Source organism: Parabacteroides sp. An277 (assembly GCF_002159645.1).
Classification (GTDB): Bacteria; Bacteroidota; Bacteroidia; order Bacteroidales; family Tannerellaceae; genus Parabacteroides.
Window position 1 is genome coordinate 1 of sequence record NZ_NFJB01000012.1, and the last position, 16,003, is coordinate 16,003.

Sequence of the window (16,003 nt, forward strand, 5' to 3'; positions counted from 1 at the left end):
AGGGGTTGTTTCTTATTATGAGAGATTTAACCCCTCAGTCTCGCTACGCGAGCCAGCTCCCCTAAGGGCAGGGGAGCTTTTCAGATAGCATTTTGACACAGCTCCTTCTTTTGGTTTATCGTTATATTTGGGGGAATTTAGGGTTATAAACCTGGGGGCTTTTCGCGCGGACTTGTGTCTTTACCTCGGCGCTTTCCGGTATAAATAGATGGCGATGAAGGTATAGAGGACGTTCGGTATCCAGGCCGCCACCAGCGGGCTTACCGCCCCGCTTACCGCAAAGGTCGAGGTGATGGTGGTGAAGAGGATGTACGAGAAGCTCAACGCCAAACCGATACCGATGTTCAACCCCATGCCGCCCTTCACCTTCCGCGAGGCGAGCGAGGCGCCGATGGCCGTAAGGATGAAGGCCGCCATGATGCTGGCGTACCGCTTGTGGTATTCGATTTCGAACGTCTGGATATTGCCGATGCCCCGTTTTTGCTGGCGGGAGATATACTCGTGGAGTTCGGGCGTGGTCATCTTCTCGCAATCATTCTCCGAGATAAGGAAATCGGAGGGGATGATGGTGAGCGTGGTGTCCTTGCGCGAGCCTTCCGAGATGTATTCGCGCATCCCGTCGAAATCCCGGATGGTATAGTTGATGACTTGCCAATGGTAGAGCGTATCGTACTTGATGGAGTTGGCCGTGAGGCGGGAGATGAGCCGCTTCCCATCGAAATGCTCGAGCGAGAAACGGTATCCCATGTTCGAGCGCGCATCGAACCGGTCGAAATAGGCAATGACGCCTGGCTCGACCTCCAATTGCACGTTCCGCGCATATTCCACGGCCTTGTTCTTAATGTATTTGTTCTGGAAATTGATACGCGTCTCGTTGGCTGGAGGGATGATGAAGGCGCTCAAGATGAAAGAGGCAATCGCAATGATACCCGCCGAGATAGCGTAAGGGAGCATCAACCTCCGGAAACTCATCCCGCTCGCGAGCATGGCGATAATCTCCGAATGGTCCGCCAATTTGGAGGTAAAGAAGATGACCGCGATGAAGGTGAAAAGCGGGCTGAAGAGGTTTGCGAAATAGGGGATGAAGTTCAGGTAATAATCGAATATGATGGCCTGGAGCGGCACCTCGGGGCGAAGGAATTTATCAATCTTCTCGTTGATGTCGAACACCACCGAGATGGAGATAATCAACGCAATCGCAAAGATATACGTCCCCAAGAACTGCTTGATGATATACCAATCTATCTTTTTGAGCTTGAACCCTTTCATGCTTATAAACGATTATCCAATTGACGTACCATCCTGCTTTTCCACGTAGCGAAATCCCCCGCAAGGATATGCCGGCGTGCCTCCCCTACGAGCCAAAGGTAGAAGGCAAGGTTATGGATGGAAGCGATTTGCAACCCCAATATCTCGTTTGCTTTGATGAGATGATGCAGGTAGGCTTTCGAATAGATACGGTCGACGAACGAAGGGCCTTGCTCGTCGATGGGCGAGAAGTCCGATTCCCATTTCTTGTTGCGCATGTTCATCGTACCATAAGGCGTGAAGAGCTGGCCATTCCGCCCATTGCGGGTCGGCATGATGCAATCGAACATGTCTACGCCTCGCTCGATGGCTTCGAGGAGGTTGATAGGCGTACCGACCCCCATGAGGTAGCGCGGCTTGTCTTCCGGGAGGATGCCGTTCACCAGCTCTATCATTTCGTACATCTTCTCGGTCGGTTCTCCTACGGCCAACCCTCCGATGGCATTCCCATCGGCCCCTTTCGATGCCACATACTCGGCCGCCCGTATCCGGAGGTCGGGGTAAACGCATCCTTGCACGATGGGGAAGAGGCTCTGTGCGTAACCATATTTGGGTTCGGTTTCGTGGAACCGCTTCACGCACCGGTCGAGCCAGCGTTCGGTCAAGCCAAGGGATTTCTTGGCATATTCATAATCGGCATCGCCCGGGCAACACTCGTCGAACGCCATGATGATGTCTGCCCCGATGATGCGCTCGATGTCCATCACCTTTTCCGGCGTGAAGAGGTGCTTCGAACCATCGATATGCGAACGGAACTCAGCGCCCTCTTCATGCAATTTGCGGTTATCGGAGAGGGAAAAGACTTGGAACCCTCCGCTATCGGTGAGGATAGGGCGTTCCCACCCATTGAACTTATGCAATCCGCCCACCTGTTCCAATATCTCCAATCCGGGACGGAGGTAGAGGTGGTACGTGTTCCCTAAGATGATTTGCGCCCGGATATCGTCTCTCAATTCCGGGATATGTACGGCCTTGACGCTCCCTTGCGTCCCTACAGGCATAAAGATGGGCGTCTCAATAGTCCCATGGTCGGTGGTAATCAAGCCCGCCCTTGCCTTTGTTTGCGTATCGGTATGTTGTAATTCGAATTTCATAGGGTGCAAAGATAGTTATTTTGCGGAATACAACTACGCCTTAGAAGCCGAAATCCGTTACTTCGATATCTTTTACCTCTTCCTCTTTCGGTTTTTCTACCCGTTTATGCACTTCGTTCGGCTTGATAAGGATGGCCCGTACAGGACGTACCGGACAGATAGATTCACATCCTCCGCACCCTACGCACAGGTCGGGATTCACCTCCGGGATGGTCAACGTCCCTTGGTAGGGTACCATCCGTACGGCTTGCGTGGGGCAATGTTCCGAGCAGGCCCCGCAATCGTTTCCTTCGGTATAGACGATGCAACGCTCGATGAAGAAATGCGCCACGCCGATTTGGGTCGTGGTCTTCTCTTCCTTCGTGAGGGGTTTGAGGGCATGTGCCGGACATACATCGGCGCATACCGTACACTCGTAATTGCAATAACTATTCTCGTACGACATGTAGGGCTTCAGGAGGTAATCGAACCCATATTGCAACCCGGCGGGGCGAAGCACTTGGCTGGGGCATTGCGTCACACATACGTGGCATCCGGTGCAAAGGTCCTTGAATCGTTCGAGGCTGAGTGAGCCGGGAGGCGTCACGGGTGGCCAATGGGTCGGGTCTTGACCTTGGCGCAGGCGTTTCCTCGTCCGGCGTCCTTGGGCGATGGCGGGAAGCGTACCGGCCAAGATACCGCTTGTGGCGAGGAAAGTGCGCCGGCTTGCATCCGGTTTGGCCTCTTCATTCACCTGCTCTGCCTTTTTCTTCAGCGGGGCGAAACGGAACTGGATACTTCCCGTATGGCATGCCAAGATGCAGTTGAAGCAATCCACGCACCGGGAGGTATCGATTTTAATTCCTTTGCTATCAATGGCTTCTGCCTTGCAAGCCTGTTCGCACAAACCGCAATGCACGCAGCTCTCCGCGTCGATCGCTGGGCGGAAAAGGGCATAGCGGGAGAAGAGGCTCAAGAGGGAACCTACCGGGCAAAGGGTATTGCAAAACAAACGTCCGCGCCATACGCTCAGGCCCACAAAGAGGAGCAGGGCTATCAAGCCACTCACGAACCCGGCACGCGTCACGGTGCTTACCGTCACCTGGTAGAGCGTGTAATTGTCCATTTCCATGAGGAGATGTGCCGCCCCGTTGTTCGTGAGCATCACCAAGGGACGCAATAGGTTCGTGGCTATCCGTCCGAAATGACTATACGGGTCGAGCAGGAGGTAAAGGTTCATCACTCCGGCCAGTGCGCTCAGGGCGGTCAAGGCCAATAGCACGTACCGCAAGGCATTCATCGGCTTATGGTAGGCGAACCGTCTCGCCCCCTTCTTCTTCGTTTTGCCGATACAATAGATTCGATTGATTATATCTTGCAAGACGCCTGCCGGGCATACGGTCGAACAATACAATCGTCCCACGAGGAGCGTCAACGCGAGATGGAGCAAGATAATCGCCCAAAACCCACCCAGCAATGCCGGCATCACCTGCGCATGGAGCAGGACGTGGAGCTGGTCGGGCAAAGTCCCCGTGAAGTCTACAAAGAAGAGCGCAATCGGTATAAAGAAAAGGAGAGCGAGGCATACCCGCACTCCTTTCCATATATTCATTCGTTTCATCCTTCGGCTCAGAGTTTGATGCGTTTAATGTTCAACGTTTTCAGGTCGGTCGTACCCAGGTGCAACGCTTCGCCTTTACCGATATGGGAGGCCGCGGCCAGGTCGAGCTTCTTTACTTGGTTGAAGAGCGCGAGGGCGGCGGTGTCGATGGCGACAATGTTCGGCGATACAATCAGGCTCTTGAGCGTGGCCACGTCGGAAGCATTCCGTCCTTGCGGTCCGTTCTGGAAGAGGATACGGTAGGCGTCCACGACGTTCAGCACCGGTTTCTTTTCCCACGTGCAGATGTCGGCGATGCATTGTTGCAGGTCGTGCTGGTGGAAGAAGCGGCGGTCCCATACGATGCCCATGTAGTTCTTCATCGCGCAGGTGAGTTTCGCTCCGCCATGGTTCTTCAGGATGGGGACATTAATCCATACGTCGGCCTCGACCAGCGCTTCGTGTATCTTTGCGCTTTTCAGGTTCTTACCGTTCGGGATGGATACGCTCTGGTAATACTTCTCGTCGTTGGCGGGCATCACGATAGCCCCCGCTGCCTTGGCCGCCTTTTCGATGCCGCTCGTCTCGTAGCACTTTTGCCAATTATCGCAGGTATGGTCGAATACCGTCACCTTCTCGGCGCCTGCTTCGAGGCATTTCCGGACCAGGGCGGCCACCAGTTCCGGGTTGGTGTTGCCGGCCAATTCCGGCGTGCGGTCCCATCCGATATTCGGTTTAATCACTACCTTCTGTCCTTTTTTCACATACTGCCCGATGCTTCCGAGGGCTTCCAATGCCTTGTCGAGCATTGCCGCGGGTTCGCCACCCATGACGGCCACCATATCCGGTACCGCCTCCACGGCCATAGTGTTGTTCATCAGGGCCGCGCTCAGCCCTTTAAAGTCGAGGGTCAAAGCCGCACCAGCCAGTGCGCTTGTCCGTAAAAAGTCACGACGTTTCATCTTTTTGTTTGTTTATGGGTTATCAAATTATCGGTATTTTCTTTGCCTGCAAAGATACGGATTATACGAAAAAGCCCTACCTGGATAGAACGTTATAAAATCATAAACATAAGATGCTTTCGAAGGATTCCTTGCGCCCTATCCCCACCTTTCCGCTCGTGCTGATGGTAATTAATATGCCTATAGGCATAATTTCTTATGATTATAGGCATAAAATATTATCTCTATAGGCATTTTTTTATATCTTTGTAGGCATAATAACTAAGGATAGAGCTGTATGATGAAACCGAATAGAGTGAAATGGAAAGTGCACTTAGAGCGTTCGAATCTGAAAGCGATTGAGGGGAAGATGGTTCCCCGCGTCCATTTGTATGGTTCCTTGTCTATGGACCAGGTGATTGACCGCATCGTGCGGGACGGGGCGAACACCTTGGCGCGCGAGACGATGGTGCACGCCGTGTCGGCCTTCTTCCGCGAGGTCGAGGAGCTGATTGTCGCCGGATATGCCGTACGGACGCCCATCGGGAATTTTACGCCGGGCGTCACGGGTACGTGGAACTTCGACCGCCTCTTGCCCGACGCGCGGGCGCAGAACGAGGCGACGGTCAACTATGCCCTGAGTCCGCAACTGAAGAAACGCCTGGCCGACCCGCTCTTCGAGGAGATAGGGCAGCTCCAGTCGCGCCTCGCCATCTCGGTGGTGGAAGATAAGGGAAGCGGGACGAAGAATACCTACCTCACGCCCGGCTATGTATTGATAATCAAAGGCGAACTGCTGCTGATGAACGGAGACCTCCCGGAGCGGGGACTCTATTTCCTCGACGCGGAGACGGAGCAAACCGTGCGACACATTCCGGGCGAGGAGCTCTACGGGACGCGCAAGCAATGCTGGGCCCACATCCCGCGAGACCTCCCGCCGGGCCGTTACCTCCTCCGCATCGTGAGCCAATGTACCACCAACCCCACGCCTCTGAAGCGGGCCGCCTCCTATACCTATCCCGTGGTATTTGAGGTGCGGGATTTGGAAGGAACGGAATAAAGGCTTATTTTTGTGGGCGAAAACAGATAATAACAACGTATTACTGGACGCAGATGACGCAGAACTCGCAGAGGTACGCAGACTTTTATTTGTTTTGAACATGATATCTGCGTGCTTCTGCGCTTCGTCTGCGTAATCTGCGTCCGGTAAATACATTAAACATTATATTAATGGAAAAGAAAAGCAAGAAAAAGATAGGGGCGCATGTCTCGGCTACAGGCGGCGTGGAGAACGCTCCCTTGAACGCACAGGCGATAGGAGCGACGGCATTCGCGCTCTTCACGCGCAACCAGCGGCAATGGAAGTCGGCGCCGCTCACGGAGAAGAGCATCGCGCTCTTTAAGGAACGGTGCGCGGAGTATGGCTATGCCGCGTCGGACATCCTTCCGCACGACAGCTACCTGATTAACCTCGGCAATCCGGAAGCGGAGGGACTGGAGAAGTCGCGCACAGCCTTCCTCGACGAAATGCGCCGGTGTGAGCAGTTGGGTCTCGACCGCCTGAACTTCCACCCCGGGAGCCACCTGAAGGCGATGAGCGAAGCGGATTGCCTGGCGCGTATCGCAGAGTCTATCAACTGGACATTAGACCAAACAAAGGGCGTGACGGCGGTCATCGAGAACACCGCAGGGCAGGGGACGAACCTCGGCTATACCTTCGAGCAGATAGCCGCCATCATCGATAAGGTAGAAGACAAGAGCCGCGTGGGGGTCTGTCTCGATACGGCGCATACGTTGGCAGCCGGTTATGAGATACGGACGGAAGAGGGATTCCGCGAGACCTTTGCCAAGTTCGACGAAGTGGTAGGCTTCAAGTACCTGAGAGGAATGCACCTCAATGACTCGAAGAAAGAGCTAGGCACGCGGGTCGATAGACATGACAGCGTAGGCAAAGGCGTGATGGGCTTGACGATGTTCGAGCTCCTGATGAACGATGCCCGCTTCGACGGCATCCCTCTCATCCTCGAAACGCCCGACGAGACCCTGTGGGCAGAGGAAATCAAACTATTGTATTCATTGGAAAAGTAAAAAGTAAACAGTTATACGCATGAAGAAGTTTTGGATAAGTGTAGCGCTGTGTTTGGGCTTGGCTTCGATACAGGAAGCAGAAGCCTGCACAGGCTTGTTAGTAGGGAAGAAGGCCTCGACGGACGGCTCGGTGATGATTAGCTATGCCGCCGATTCCTATACCCTGTATGGAGAGTTATATCATTGGCCTGCTGCTACCTGGCCGGAAGGGGCGATGTTACAGATTAAAGAGTGGGATACGGGCAAGCCCTTGGGCGAGATTCCGCAAGTACGCCAGACCTACTCCGTGGTGGGTAATATGAACGAGCATCAGGTGGCGATTACGGAAAGCACCTGGGGCGGGCGTCCGGAGCTGGTCGATACGACCGGCATCATGGACTACGGAAGCCTGATATACGTCGCCCTGCAACGCTCGAAGACCGCCCGTGAAGCCATTCAGGTGATGACCTCATTGGTGAAAGAGTATGGTTATTATAGCAGCGGAGAGTCCTTCTCGATAGCCGATAAGAACGAAGCGTGGATTATGGAGATGATAGGCAAAGGACTGGGACAGAAAGGCGCCGTGTGGGTAGCTATCCGCATCCCCGACGATTGCATCTCTGCCCATGCCAACCAAGCCCGCATCCAACAGATACCCTTCGACGACAAGGAGAACTGCCTCTACTCGCCGGATGTCGTATCCTTTGCCCGCGAGAAAGGCTATTTCAAAGGAGAAGATAAGGACTTCAGCTTCGCGAAAGCCTACAACCCTTACACGTTCGGAGGACTCCGGGCTTGCGAGGCGCGCGTTTGGGCTTTCTTTAATAAGTATAACAAGGATATGGGCAAATACCTCGAATTGGTGAAGGGAGATGTGAATGCCGAACCGATGCCGCTCTACATCAAGCCGGACCGCAAGCTCTCGGTCGAGGATGTACGCCAGATGATGCGTGACCATTATGAAGGTACGGAACTCGACATGACGAACGATCCCGGTGCCGGTCCATACAAAGCGCCGTACCGCTTCCGCCCGTTGAGCTACAAGGTAGATGGAGAGGAGTACACCAACGAACGTCCTATCTCTACGCAACAGAGTGGGTTTGTGATTGTCCCGCAAATGCGTAGTTGGCTTCCGGATGCCATTGGCGGCGTGCTTTGGTTTGCCGTAGATGATGCGAACACGACGGTCTTCACACCGATATATTGCTCGTCGACCGCCGTGCCGGAATGTTATCGTCAAGGAAACGGAAGCATGATGGAGTTCTCGTGGACATCTGCCTTTTGGGTACGTAATTGGGTGGCAAACATGGTTTATCCGCGCTACAACCAAATGATTGGCGACGTGCGCAAGGTACAATCCGAATTGGAGGATGGCTACATGGACAGACAGCCCGCTATCGATAAGGCAGCCTCCGAACTCTATGCCCAAGACCCGCAAGAAGCCGTGAAGTTCCTCACGTGGTACAGCACGACGACGGCCGACGAATCCGTGGCCCGTTGGCGTAAATTGGGCGAGTTCCTGATTGTGAAGTATTCCGACGGTGTCATTCGCAAAGAGAAGGATGGCAAGTTCCTCGACAATGGTTACGGACTGGGTGCCTCGCCCGATTCGCCGGGTTATAGCGAGGAGTTCTACCGTGCTATCGTGAAAGAGGCGGGAGACCGGTTGAAGGTAAAATAATCTATAACGATAACTTCATGTATTTATAATTATAAGGTATGAAAAGGATAACTATATTATTAAGTTTGTTGTGTATATGTCTGGGCGCGGTTGCCCAGACGCAACGCGGCCATTCGTCGGTTGGTTTCAACGTCGGGTACGGTTTTGAATCGGAGAATGCTACGTTAGGTGTCGATTACCGCTATTGTATCACCGATGAAGTACGCATTGCTCCTTCGTTGACCTATTTTGTGAAGGCCGACGATTTGAGTGCGGTGGCTATCGACTTGAATGCGCATTATGTCATTAAGTTGAGCGACGTATTCGGGTTCTATCCGTTGGCTGGCGTGGATTTGGCGTTTTGGAAATTGCATCACGTGGCGCATGTCAACGATTTCGGGAAGGTAAAAGATTCGAGTACGGAGACCCGCTTGGGGGTGAATGTGGGTATCGGTGGAGAAATCTACGCGACCGAGCAGCTCTCGTTGGGCTTGGAGGTCAAATATAATATCGTGAAGGATATCGACCAGGCGTTGTTAGCGCTGCGCGTGGGTTATAGCTTCTAATCCAAGGGCCACCGGGGGAACATGCGCATCCTTCCCGGTGGCCCTTTTCTTTTTTCCTTTAATTGAACTTCAGCAAATCATTCTCGCACAAATAATCCAGGTTCTGGCGGCGGATTACCTCGCGCGCTGCCTCCCGGTTGTTGGTCCGGAGTATCAGAATGGATTTCTCGCCTGCCGAGAAGCAATACATATATTCAATCGTGAGGCCTGCCTTCGTGAAAGCCTGGAGCGTACGGGCGAAACCGGCGGCTTCAGAGTGCGTCACGATGGCCAGCACGTCGCTCAGGTTCGCGCTCACGTTGTGTTCCTTCAAAAGGGCATACGCACGTTGCGGGTCGTTCACGATAATGCGCAAGATACCGTATTCCGACGTGTCGGCGACGGTCGCGGCAATGATACGGATGTTGGCTTCGGCCAAGAGCATCAATATCTCGGTCAAAGTCCCGTATTTGTTTTCCAAAAAGATTGAAATTTGATTGACGGTCATAGTATTTCGTTTTAATGGGTTGTTTTGTTAGCTTAACTTTCGCAAATCCTTTACGCGGACGGCTTTTCCGCCTTCGGGCGCCGGGAGCGAGCCTTTCGCTACCAGTTTGACACGCGGCGTGAGCAGGAGTTCGTCTTTCAGTTGTCGGGTGACTTCCTTCTCCAGCCGTTGCAACGTGCTGAAATCGTCGGTAAAGAGGTCGCTCAGTTCCACTTCTATCATCATCTCGTCGTTATAGCCTACGGTTTCGATGGTAATCAGGTAGTTGCTGCCCAGCTCTTTGAACTTCATCAGTATCTTTTCGATTTGGGTCGGGAATAGGTTCACGCCCTTCAGGATAATCATGTCGTCGCTCCGTCCTTTGAAGCGTGCCAAGCGGCGGTGTGTCCGTCCGCACGGGCAATCGCCGGGGAGGAAGCACGTCAGGTCTCGCGTCCGGTAGCGGAGGAGCGGCATCGCTTCACGGTTGATGGTCGTGAGTACCAGCTCGCCCACCTCACCGTCGGGCACCGGTTCGAGCGTTACCGGGTCGATAATCTCCGGAATCACGTAATCTTCCCAGATATGCAGCCCGTTTTGCTCCTTGCATTCGAAGGCGACGCCCGGTCCGTTCATTTCCGACATGCCGAAGCAGTTGTATGCCTTTACGCCCAGCAGTTTCTCGATGCGTTTGCGTTGCTCTTCCGAATGCGGCTCGGCCCCGATGCACACCGTGTGTAGCTTCGTGTCGCGATGCGGGTCGATGCCCTCTTCATACATTACTTCGGCCAGGCGCGTGGCGTAGCTGGGGATGATATGCAAGCAGGTCGTGCCAAAATCCGTAATGAACTTGATTTGCCGCTTCGTATTGCCGGCTGCTGCGGGGACGGTCAGCGCGCCCAGCCGCTCGGCGCCGTATTGGAACCCTAATCCGCCTGTAAACATGCCGTAGCCCGAGGTATTTTGGAAAACATCCGTATCGCGCAGTCCTACCATATACATACAGCGCGCTACCTGGTTAGCCCATTGGTCCAAATCCTTCGCCGAATGGAGGACAACCGTCGGGTTGCCGGTCGTGCCGCTCGAGGAATGGATGCGGACGCACTCGCGGAGTGGAATCGCCACCAGCCCGAAGGGATAATGGGCGCGGAGGTCGTCCTTCGTCGTGAACGGAATCTTCCGCAGGTCGTCCAGCGTTTGGATGGAGTCGGCCGTCAGCCCCTGCTGCTTAAACACTTCTTGATAAAAGGGGGATTTCAGCGCCTGTTGCACGGTTTCCTTCAGCCGTTCCGTCTGGAGTCGTTCCAAGTCGGGGCGCTTCATTGTCTCGAGTTCTTCTTGCCAATATTCTTGATTCATGGCTCTTGTTCTTATCGATTTAATGTAAAAAATAAGTGTAGTGTTTTTATTTCGTTTGCAATATTACGGAAAAAAACGATACGATGTTCCCTTTTGCCCCCTCAATTTCACTTTTTACCCATAGAGGTCACGCTCTCGTTCGAGGGATTGCAGCACTTTACCAGCGCTACGCTCTACGATGCGGAAGAGCGGACGGAGACGCCGCTCCGGGAAGGTATGACGCTAAGTGTTCCTGCCAATACCAGCGGCCGTTATTTCCTCCGTGCCGGTACGCCGACAGGAAATGAAGTCCTCAACGCAAGCGATATCCAAATCTATACACTTTCGGGCAACCGCGTGATGGTAGCTTCTGCAACGCCGTTGAAGGACATCCGTGTCTACAACCTGAGCGGCGCGCTGATGAAGCACGTGCAGGCCGGTGTTTGCAGCTTCGAGCTTTACCTGCCGGATGGTATCTATATCGTGAAGGCAGAGAACGCGAATGGCGAAGTCGAGACGGCAAAGGTAGCGGTACGATAGAAGTGAAATAAGTGGGCACAGCACCGAGACACGGAGCTTTTAATTGTTTATTATTAACTTTTAATTGCCTCCGTGTCGGGTGCCAAAGTGCTTTGCCTTGCTGCATTAAGCGGTCGTTATATATTGTTTGTTTCGCAAAGAGTTGCTATATTTGCGCCATCACTAGTAACTAATAAAACAAAATGGAATAAATTATGGAAAACATGAAAATGAATGCGAACCCCCGCGGGGTGGCGGGTAAACACCTTTTATTCAATAAGATAAAGAATATAATATTCGAAACAGGTGGGGTGAACGTTAATTCTTGAACAATGGCAGGTTCTTTAAAAGAGCACTTGGCGTGTAGCAGGTACGTGCCAAGCGGGGCGAATGCTGTGTTCAAAGTATTCCGTTATCCCAAAGAGGAGAGGCTTCCAAGTGGGAGCGTTTTGCATTCTTCCCTCTTTTTTGTATTGGAAGGTTCGGTCCATTTGGTCGACGATGTTTTTTCGGAGCAAGCCGTGCCGGCGGGCGAGTTTTTCTTGTTGACGAAAGGAACGTACGTAAAAGGGCGTGCGGCGCAAGGTTCGCTTGTCATTCGTTGCTTTTTTAGCAAAGAAATGCAGCTTTGCAATCGCTTCTCGTTGGAGCAATTGGGCGCTTTTGTGGCTGATAAGGCGACGTGTTCGTTTGCCACGCTTCCGATATGTGAACGGCTCGACGAGTTTCTTCGCCTGACGGTTCGCTATTTAGATGATGGCCTAAGTTGTATGCATTTCCACCAAGGGAAACGCAATGAATTGTTTTGGCTTTTGCGTGGCTATTATTCGAAGGAGGATTTGGCAAAGCTTTTCTATCCGTTATTGAATACGGACTTGGATTTCCGTGATTTTGTGGTCGAGAATTATAAGAAGGCGAAAGACGTGAAGGAGCTTTCCGCTTTGGCGCATCAATCGCTTTCGACGTTCAACCGGCATTTCAAGAAAGCGTTTGGAATACCGGCGGCCGAATGGATTGAAAAGGAAAAGGCGAAAGACTTGTATCGTGAAATCTGCATAACAGACCGTCCCTTTTCCGAGATAGCCGACGAGTACAATTTCTCGTCCGCTTCTTATTTCACTACCTTCTGCAAACGTCATTTCGGGAAGACACCGAAAGAGTTACGGGAAGGCGGGAAGTAGGATGATAGAAAGCATTCGTAATCCGTTGGCCGATGGCGGGCGGATTGCGAATGTTTATATATAGTAAGAGAAACCTCCTTCTATTTCTTCCTTGGGGCAGATTGACTTAAAAGTGAAATTTTTTGACTAATTATTGCAAGCCCTGAACGATGAATCCCCTATACCTTTGCGGTCGAAAATAAAAGTGAAATGAAAAGTAAACGCTTATTACTATTTTCTGGATGTATGCTTCTGGCTTTGGCTGGCGAAGTGAAAGCGCAAAAGGTGGCGGTCAAGACGAACGCACTCTATTGGGCAACCACGACGCCGAACGTAGGATTGGAGTTTGCCACGCGCAACGACCGCATTACGTTCAACGTGCTCGGCGCCTACAATCCTTGGACGTTCAAAGACGACAAGAAGATGCGTACCTGGTTCGTGCAACCCGAAGTGCGTTATTGGCTTTGCGAGAAGTTCGAGGGGCATTATCTGGGCGTCCATCTGCACGGCGCGCAATTCTTCGGCGGCTTCCACGACAAGCGTTACGACGGTTATTTGGCAGGTGGCGGTATCGCGTATGGGTATAATTGGATCCTTTCGCCGCATTGGAATCTGGAAGCCTCGATTGGCGTCGGTTATGCTCGCTTGTGGTATAAGGAAAGCCCGCGTATCCCGTGCGAAAAGTGTTACGAAAACAAACATAAGAATTACATAGGGCCGACGCAAGCTGCCCTCTCGTTGGTGTATCTGTTCTAAGCTTATATAATATATGTATATGATGACAATGAATAAGACATATGGGATAGCAAGTATGTGCGGCGGTTTGCTCGTGTTTGCGCTTTCAGGCTGCGCTACGCATCCAAAAGGACAGATGGCCGTTCGTCCTGAAGTGGCGAAGGTGTTGCCTGATGCCAACCGGCAAGTGCGGCTCGACCTTTCTTTCCGTATCCCGGCGGACTACTTTACCAAACGGAGCCGCCTTTTCCTGACCCCATGCTTGATGGTGGGCGATTCGGTCGTGCAAGCGTATGAACCGCTCGTGCTCGACGCGGCTATTTACCGCAAGAAGATGGCTCGTCTGGAAGTATTGGAAGATTACAACGACCCGTATGCGGAACAGGCCGTTCCGGTAGACAATGCCGAGGCTTTCCGCATACAATATAAGGATACGCTTCTTTTGCCGGAAGATGTAAATGCAGGCAAGATCTTTGCCATCGCTTCTACGGACGGGTGCGGCGAGTGTTCGGGCGTCGATACCTTGTTAATCGCTACGATAGACGATCCGCTCTCGCGCCTCACGGATACTTGGCGTGTGGCGGAACCGAAGTTCGTCGTCCGTCCGAAAGTGCGCGATGGGGAAGGCAAGGCGCATCTCCAGTTTGCCCTCAATCGTTTTGACATGAATCCCGAACTGGGCAACAACCGGCAGGAGATGGAACAGATGATGCGCGTCTTGCGCCCTGTCTTGCAGGATTCGCTCTCGACGCTCGACCACCTCTCAATTACGGGCGTCGCTTCGGCAGACGGTCCGTTGAAGCTCAATACCGATTTGGCACGCAACCGCGCGACGGCCGCTAAAGATTGGTTGGTAAACCGTTTGCGCCTGTCTGCTTCGGCCGCTCGGAAGATCACGGTCGATTCGCGGCCCGAAGGTTGGATGCCGGTGGTCGATGCCATGCGCCGGGCGGGCGATCCGGATGCCGATGCGGTGGAAGCCATCGTCGATAAGTACGCCGGCCGGGGCGACGACGTGCAGGAAACCTACATCCGCCGCCTCCCGTGTTGGGACAAAGTACGCGATACCTATTTGCAGCGGGACCGCGTCGTGGAATACCGCTACTCGTACACAGTGAAGAGCTTCACCTCCGACGCGGAAATGCTCCGCCTTTACCGTACGCGCCCCGACGCTTTCAACGAGGAAGAGCTCCTTCGCGTCTCGACCTTGGTTAAGACGGAAGCCGCGCGGAAGGAAGTCTACCAGACCGTGTTGCGCTTCTTCCCCCGTTCGGCAGTAGCGGCAAACAACCTGGCGCTTATTTACCTGGCCGAGGGCAATGCCTCGGAAGCGGAAGCGCTCTGGCGCCAAGCGTCGGCGCAATCGGAAGAGGCGCGCTATAACTTGGGCTTGCTCCTGGCCAAAGAGCGGAAGCTGGACGAGGCCGTCCGCCTCCTCGCTCCGTTCGACGACGAGAACGCCCGCATCGTTAAAAGCATACAAGAATGAGGAATTATTTATTTTACATAGTGTTTTGTTTGGCATTCGCCTCTTGCATCCGCGACGAGATTCAGCCTTGTCCGCCTTTGCAAGTGCGCATCGCGGTGAAGGACAAGAACTACTTCAATATCCACGAGGTGGCGCGGTTGGGTTATGCCGAGAAGCTGGCGGAGGATTTGCCCTTCCGCGAATACGTCTCCACGCTTTATTACATACTGACGAATGCCGAGACGGGCGAGACCGTCGTGGAGCAACCGCTTATGACGCTCACCTCGGGCGATGCGGTGCTTCCCGTCTCCTTCCCGCAGGAGATGCCGTTTGGCGAGTACGTCCTCACCGTCTGGGGCAATATGCAGAGTATGCGCCCCTTGGCGGACGACGCGACGGCTTCGGATTTGCACCTCTACAATGCGGAGGGTAACGACGTCTATGTGTCGACCGATACGCTCCTCTACGACGTTTCCCATTTCGAGTACCAAGTCGAGCTGGAGCGCGTCAAGGGCAAGTTGATTGTCGAGGCGGAAAACCTGCCCGACCACATCGACTATTCGACCAAGGAGATTTCCAACGTCTATGCCTACATCACCGCCAGCCTTCAGTACGGGCGGGAGACTTCTGTGCGTACCGACACGCTTTGGCAGGAGCCGAACCGCATCCTGACCGAGACGCTCCTTTGCCCTTCGACGGACATCGACGCCTCGACGCTCAGTGTCAACTTCTACGCCACGGGTCGCGGTTTGCGTGCCGAATCGTCGCCCAACTGGATTGCGCCCGAGGATGTGCAAATATCCATGCTCCGCAACACGATTACCATCCTGCGCTACGTCTATGTGAGCGGCGGTACGGATATTCCTAATCCGCCTGACCCAGGTCCCGATCCGGATGAACCTGACCCCGACGAGCCAGACGAACCCGATAATCCCGATGAACCGGATAATCCGGACAATCCTAATCCCGATGTCCCAGATATTCCGGAAGAACCTGATCCGGGTGGCGATGGGAATAGTAAGTTCAAGCTCTATGTCTTGATTAATGATAATTGGGAAACAGACCATGAGATGGGAATTGACTAATAAAATATATTGTATTA

15 protein-coding genes are annotated in these 16,003 nt (G+C 53.3%); 9 read left to right on the forward strand and 6 right to left on the reverse strand.

What is annotated here, in order from left to right; all coding sequences use genetic code 11:
* Positions 1-180: 180 nt before the first annotated feature.
* The 4 genes from B5F77_RS06280 to B5F77_RS06295 are packed head-to-tail and all read right to left on the reverse strand — an operon-like array spanning position 181 to position 4,943.
* Complete coding sequence (locus B5F77_RS06280) at positions 181-1,269, reverse strand: LptF/LptG family permease (RefSeq protein ID WP_087329077.1); 1,089 nt, start codon at positions 1,267-1,269, stop codon at positions 181-183.
* 2 nt (positions 1,270-1,271) lie between these two features.
* A complete protein-coding gene (gene tgt, locus B5F77_RS06285; RefSeq protein ID WP_087329079.1) occupies positions 1,272-2,402 on the reverse strand; it encodes a tRNA guanosine(34) transglycosylase Tgt in 1,131 nt (376 codons plus the stop codon).
* Positions 2,403-2,442: 40 nt separating this feature from the next.
* Positions 2,443-4,002 carry a 4Fe-4S binding protein gene (locus B5F77_RS06290; RefSeq protein WP_087329081.1) on the reverse strand — a complete coding sequence of 520 codons (1,560 nt, stop codon included), beginning with the start codon at positions 4,000-4,002 and terminating at the stop codon, positions 2,443-2,445.
* Positions 4,003-4,010: 8 nt separating this feature from the next.
* Positions 4,011-4,943, reverse strand: a complete 933-nt coding sequence (locus B5F77_RS06295; RefSeq protein WP_087329083.1) for a DUF362 domain-containing protein — start codon at positions 4,941-4,943, stop codon at positions 4,011-4,013.
* Positions 4,944-5,220: 277 nt separating this feature from the next.
* Between B5F77_RS06295 and B5F77_RS06300 the strand changes: the two genes are divergently transcribed.
* The 4 genes from B5F77_RS06300 (at position 5,221) to B5F77_RS06315 (ending at position 9,215) form a co-directional block, all read left to right on the forward strand.
* A complete protein-coding gene (locus B5F77_RS06300) occupies positions 5,221-5,982 on the forward strand; it encodes a DNA-binding domain-containing protein (RefSeq protein WP_087329085.1) in 762 nt (253 codons plus the stop codon).
* A 170-nt stretch (positions 5,983-6,152) separates the two neighbouring features.
* Complete coding sequence (nfo, locus tag B5F77_RS06305) at positions 6,153-7,010, forward strand: deoxyribonuclease IV (RefSeq protein WP_087329087.1); 858 nt, start codon at positions 6,153-6,155, stop codon at positions 7,008-7,010.
* Positions 7,011-7,029: 19 nt separating this feature from the next.
* Positions 7,030-8,670: a C69 family dipeptidase gene (locus B5F77_RS06310; protein WP_087329089.1), complete on the forward strand. Its 1,641-nt coding sequence runs from the start codon at positions 7,030-7,032 to the stop codon at positions 8,668-8,670.
* 38 nt (positions 8,671-8,708) lie between these two features.
* Positions 8,709-9,215 (forward strand): outer membrane beta-barrel protein, encoded by a 507-nt coding sequence (locus B5F77_RS06315; RefSeq protein ID WP_087329091.1) that lies wholly within the window; start codon positions 8,709-8,711, stop codon positions 9,213-9,215.
* A 58-nt stretch (positions 9,216-9,273) separates the two neighbouring features.
* On the opposite strand, the gene B5F77_RS06320 is transcribed toward B5F77_RS06315, so the two are convergent.
* Both B5F77_RS06320 and B5F77_RS06325 read right to left on the reverse strand, forming a co-directional pair.
* Positions 9,274-9,702 carry an ACT domain-containing protein gene (locus B5F77_RS06320; protein WP_087329093.1) on the reverse strand — a complete coding sequence of 143 codons (429 nt, stop codon included), beginning with the start codon at positions 9,700-9,702 and terminating at the stop codon, positions 9,274-9,276.
* Between the two features lie 27 nt (positions 9,703-9,729).
* Positions 9,730-11,040, reverse strand: coding sequence for a phenylacetate--CoA ligase (locus tag B5F77_RS06325; RefSeq protein WP_087329095.1), 1,311 nt, complete (start codon positions 11,038-11,040; stop codon positions 9,730-9,732).
* Between the two features lie 93 nt (positions 11,041-11,133).
* Here B5F77_RS06325 and B5F77_RS06330 point away from each other — a divergent pair, with 93 nt between their 5' ends.
* From B5F77_RS06330 to B5F77_RS06350, 5 genes are all read left to right on the forward strand, one after another.
* Positions 11,134-11,559: a T9SS type A sorting domain-containing protein gene (locus B5F77_RS06330; RefSeq protein WP_140392823.1), complete on the forward strand. Its 426-nt coding sequence runs from the start codon at positions 11,134-11,136 to the stop codon at positions 11,557-11,559.
* A gap of 311 nt (positions 11,560-11,870) precedes the next feature.
* Positions 11,871-12,719, forward strand: a complete 849-nt coding sequence (locus B5F77_RS06335) for an AraC family transcriptional regulator (RefSeq protein ID WP_087329099.1) — start codon at positions 11,871-11,873, stop codon at positions 12,717-12,719.
* Positions 12,720-12,908: 189 nt separating this feature from the next.
* A complete protein-coding gene (locus B5F77_RS06340; protein ID WP_087329101.1) occupies positions 12,909-13,454 on the forward strand; it encodes a DUF3575 domain-containing protein in 546 nt (181 codons plus the stop codon).
* A 19-nt stretch (positions 13,455-13,473) separates the two neighbouring features.
* Positions 13,474-14,922 (forward strand): hypothetical protein, encoded by a 1,449-nt coding sequence (locus B5F77_RS06345; RefSeq protein ID WP_140392824.1) that lies wholly within the window; start codon positions 13,474-13,476, stop codon positions 14,920-14,922.
* The gene (locus B5F77_RS06350) at positions 14,919-15,986 is read left to right on the forward strand and encodes a hypothetical protein (protein WP_140392825.1); all 1,068 of its coding nucleotides are present in this window, start codon (positions 14,919-14,921) and stop codon (positions 15,984-15,986) included. The genes B5F77_RS06345 and B5F77_RS06350 overlap by 4 nt, the downstream gene beginning before the upstream one ends.
* Positions 15,987-16,003 lie beyond the last annotated feature (17 nt).

Coding starts and splice junctions, on each gene's coding strand:
- B5F77_RS06280 (WP_087329077.1), bottom strand. CDS start 1,269: ATGAAAGGGTTCAAGCTCAAAAAGATAGATTGGTATATCATCAAGCAG.
- tgt (WP_087329079.1), bottom strand. CDS start 2,402: ATGAAATTCGAATTACAACATACCGATACGCAAACAAAGGCAAGGGCG.
- B5F77_RS06290 (WP_087329081.1), bottom strand. CDS start 4,002: ATGAAACGAATGAATATATGGAAAGGAGTGCGGGTATGCCTCGCTCTC.
- B5F77_RS06295 (WP_087329083.1), bottom strand. CDS start 4,943: ATGAAACGTCGTGACTTTTTACGGACAAGCGCACTGGCTGGTGCGGCT.
- B5F77_RS06300 (WP_087329085.1), top strand. CDS start 5,221: ATGATGAAACCGAATAGAGTGAAATGGAAAGTGCACTTAGAGCGTTCG.
- nfo (WP_087329087.1), top strand. CDS start 6,153: ATGGAAAAGAAAAGCAAGAAAAAGATAGGGGCGCATGTCTCGGCTACA.
- B5F77_RS06310 (WP_087329089.1), top strand. CDS start 7,030: ATGAAGAAGTTTTGGATAAGTGTAGCGCTGTGTTTGGGCTTGGCTTCG.
- B5F77_RS06315 (WP_087329091.1), top strand. CDS start 8,709: ATGAAAAGGATAACTATATTATTAAGTTTGTTGTGTATATGTCTGGGC.
- B5F77_RS06320 (WP_087329093.1), bottom strand. CDS start 9,702: ATGACCGTCAATCAAATTTCAATCTTTTTGGAAAACAAATACGGGACT.
- B5F77_RS06325 (WP_087329095.1), bottom strand. CDS start 11,040: ATGAATCAAGAATATTGGCAAGAAGAACTCGAGACAATGAAGCGCCCC.
- B5F77_RS06335 (WP_087329099.1), top strand. CDS start 11,871: ATGGCAGGTTCTTTAAAAGAGCACTTGGCGTGTAGCAGGTACGTGCCA.
- B5F77_RS06340 (WP_087329101.1), top strand. CDS start 12,909: ATGAAAAGTAAACGCTTATTACTATTTTCTGGATGTATGCTTCTGGCT.
- B5F77_RS06345 (WP_140392824.1), top strand. CDS start 13,474: ATGATGACAATGAATAAGACATATGGGATAGCAAGTATGTGCGGCGGT.
- B5F77_RS06350 (WP_140392825.1), top strand. CDS start 14,919: ATGAGGAATTATTTATTTTACATAGTGTTTTGTTTGGCATTCGCCTCT.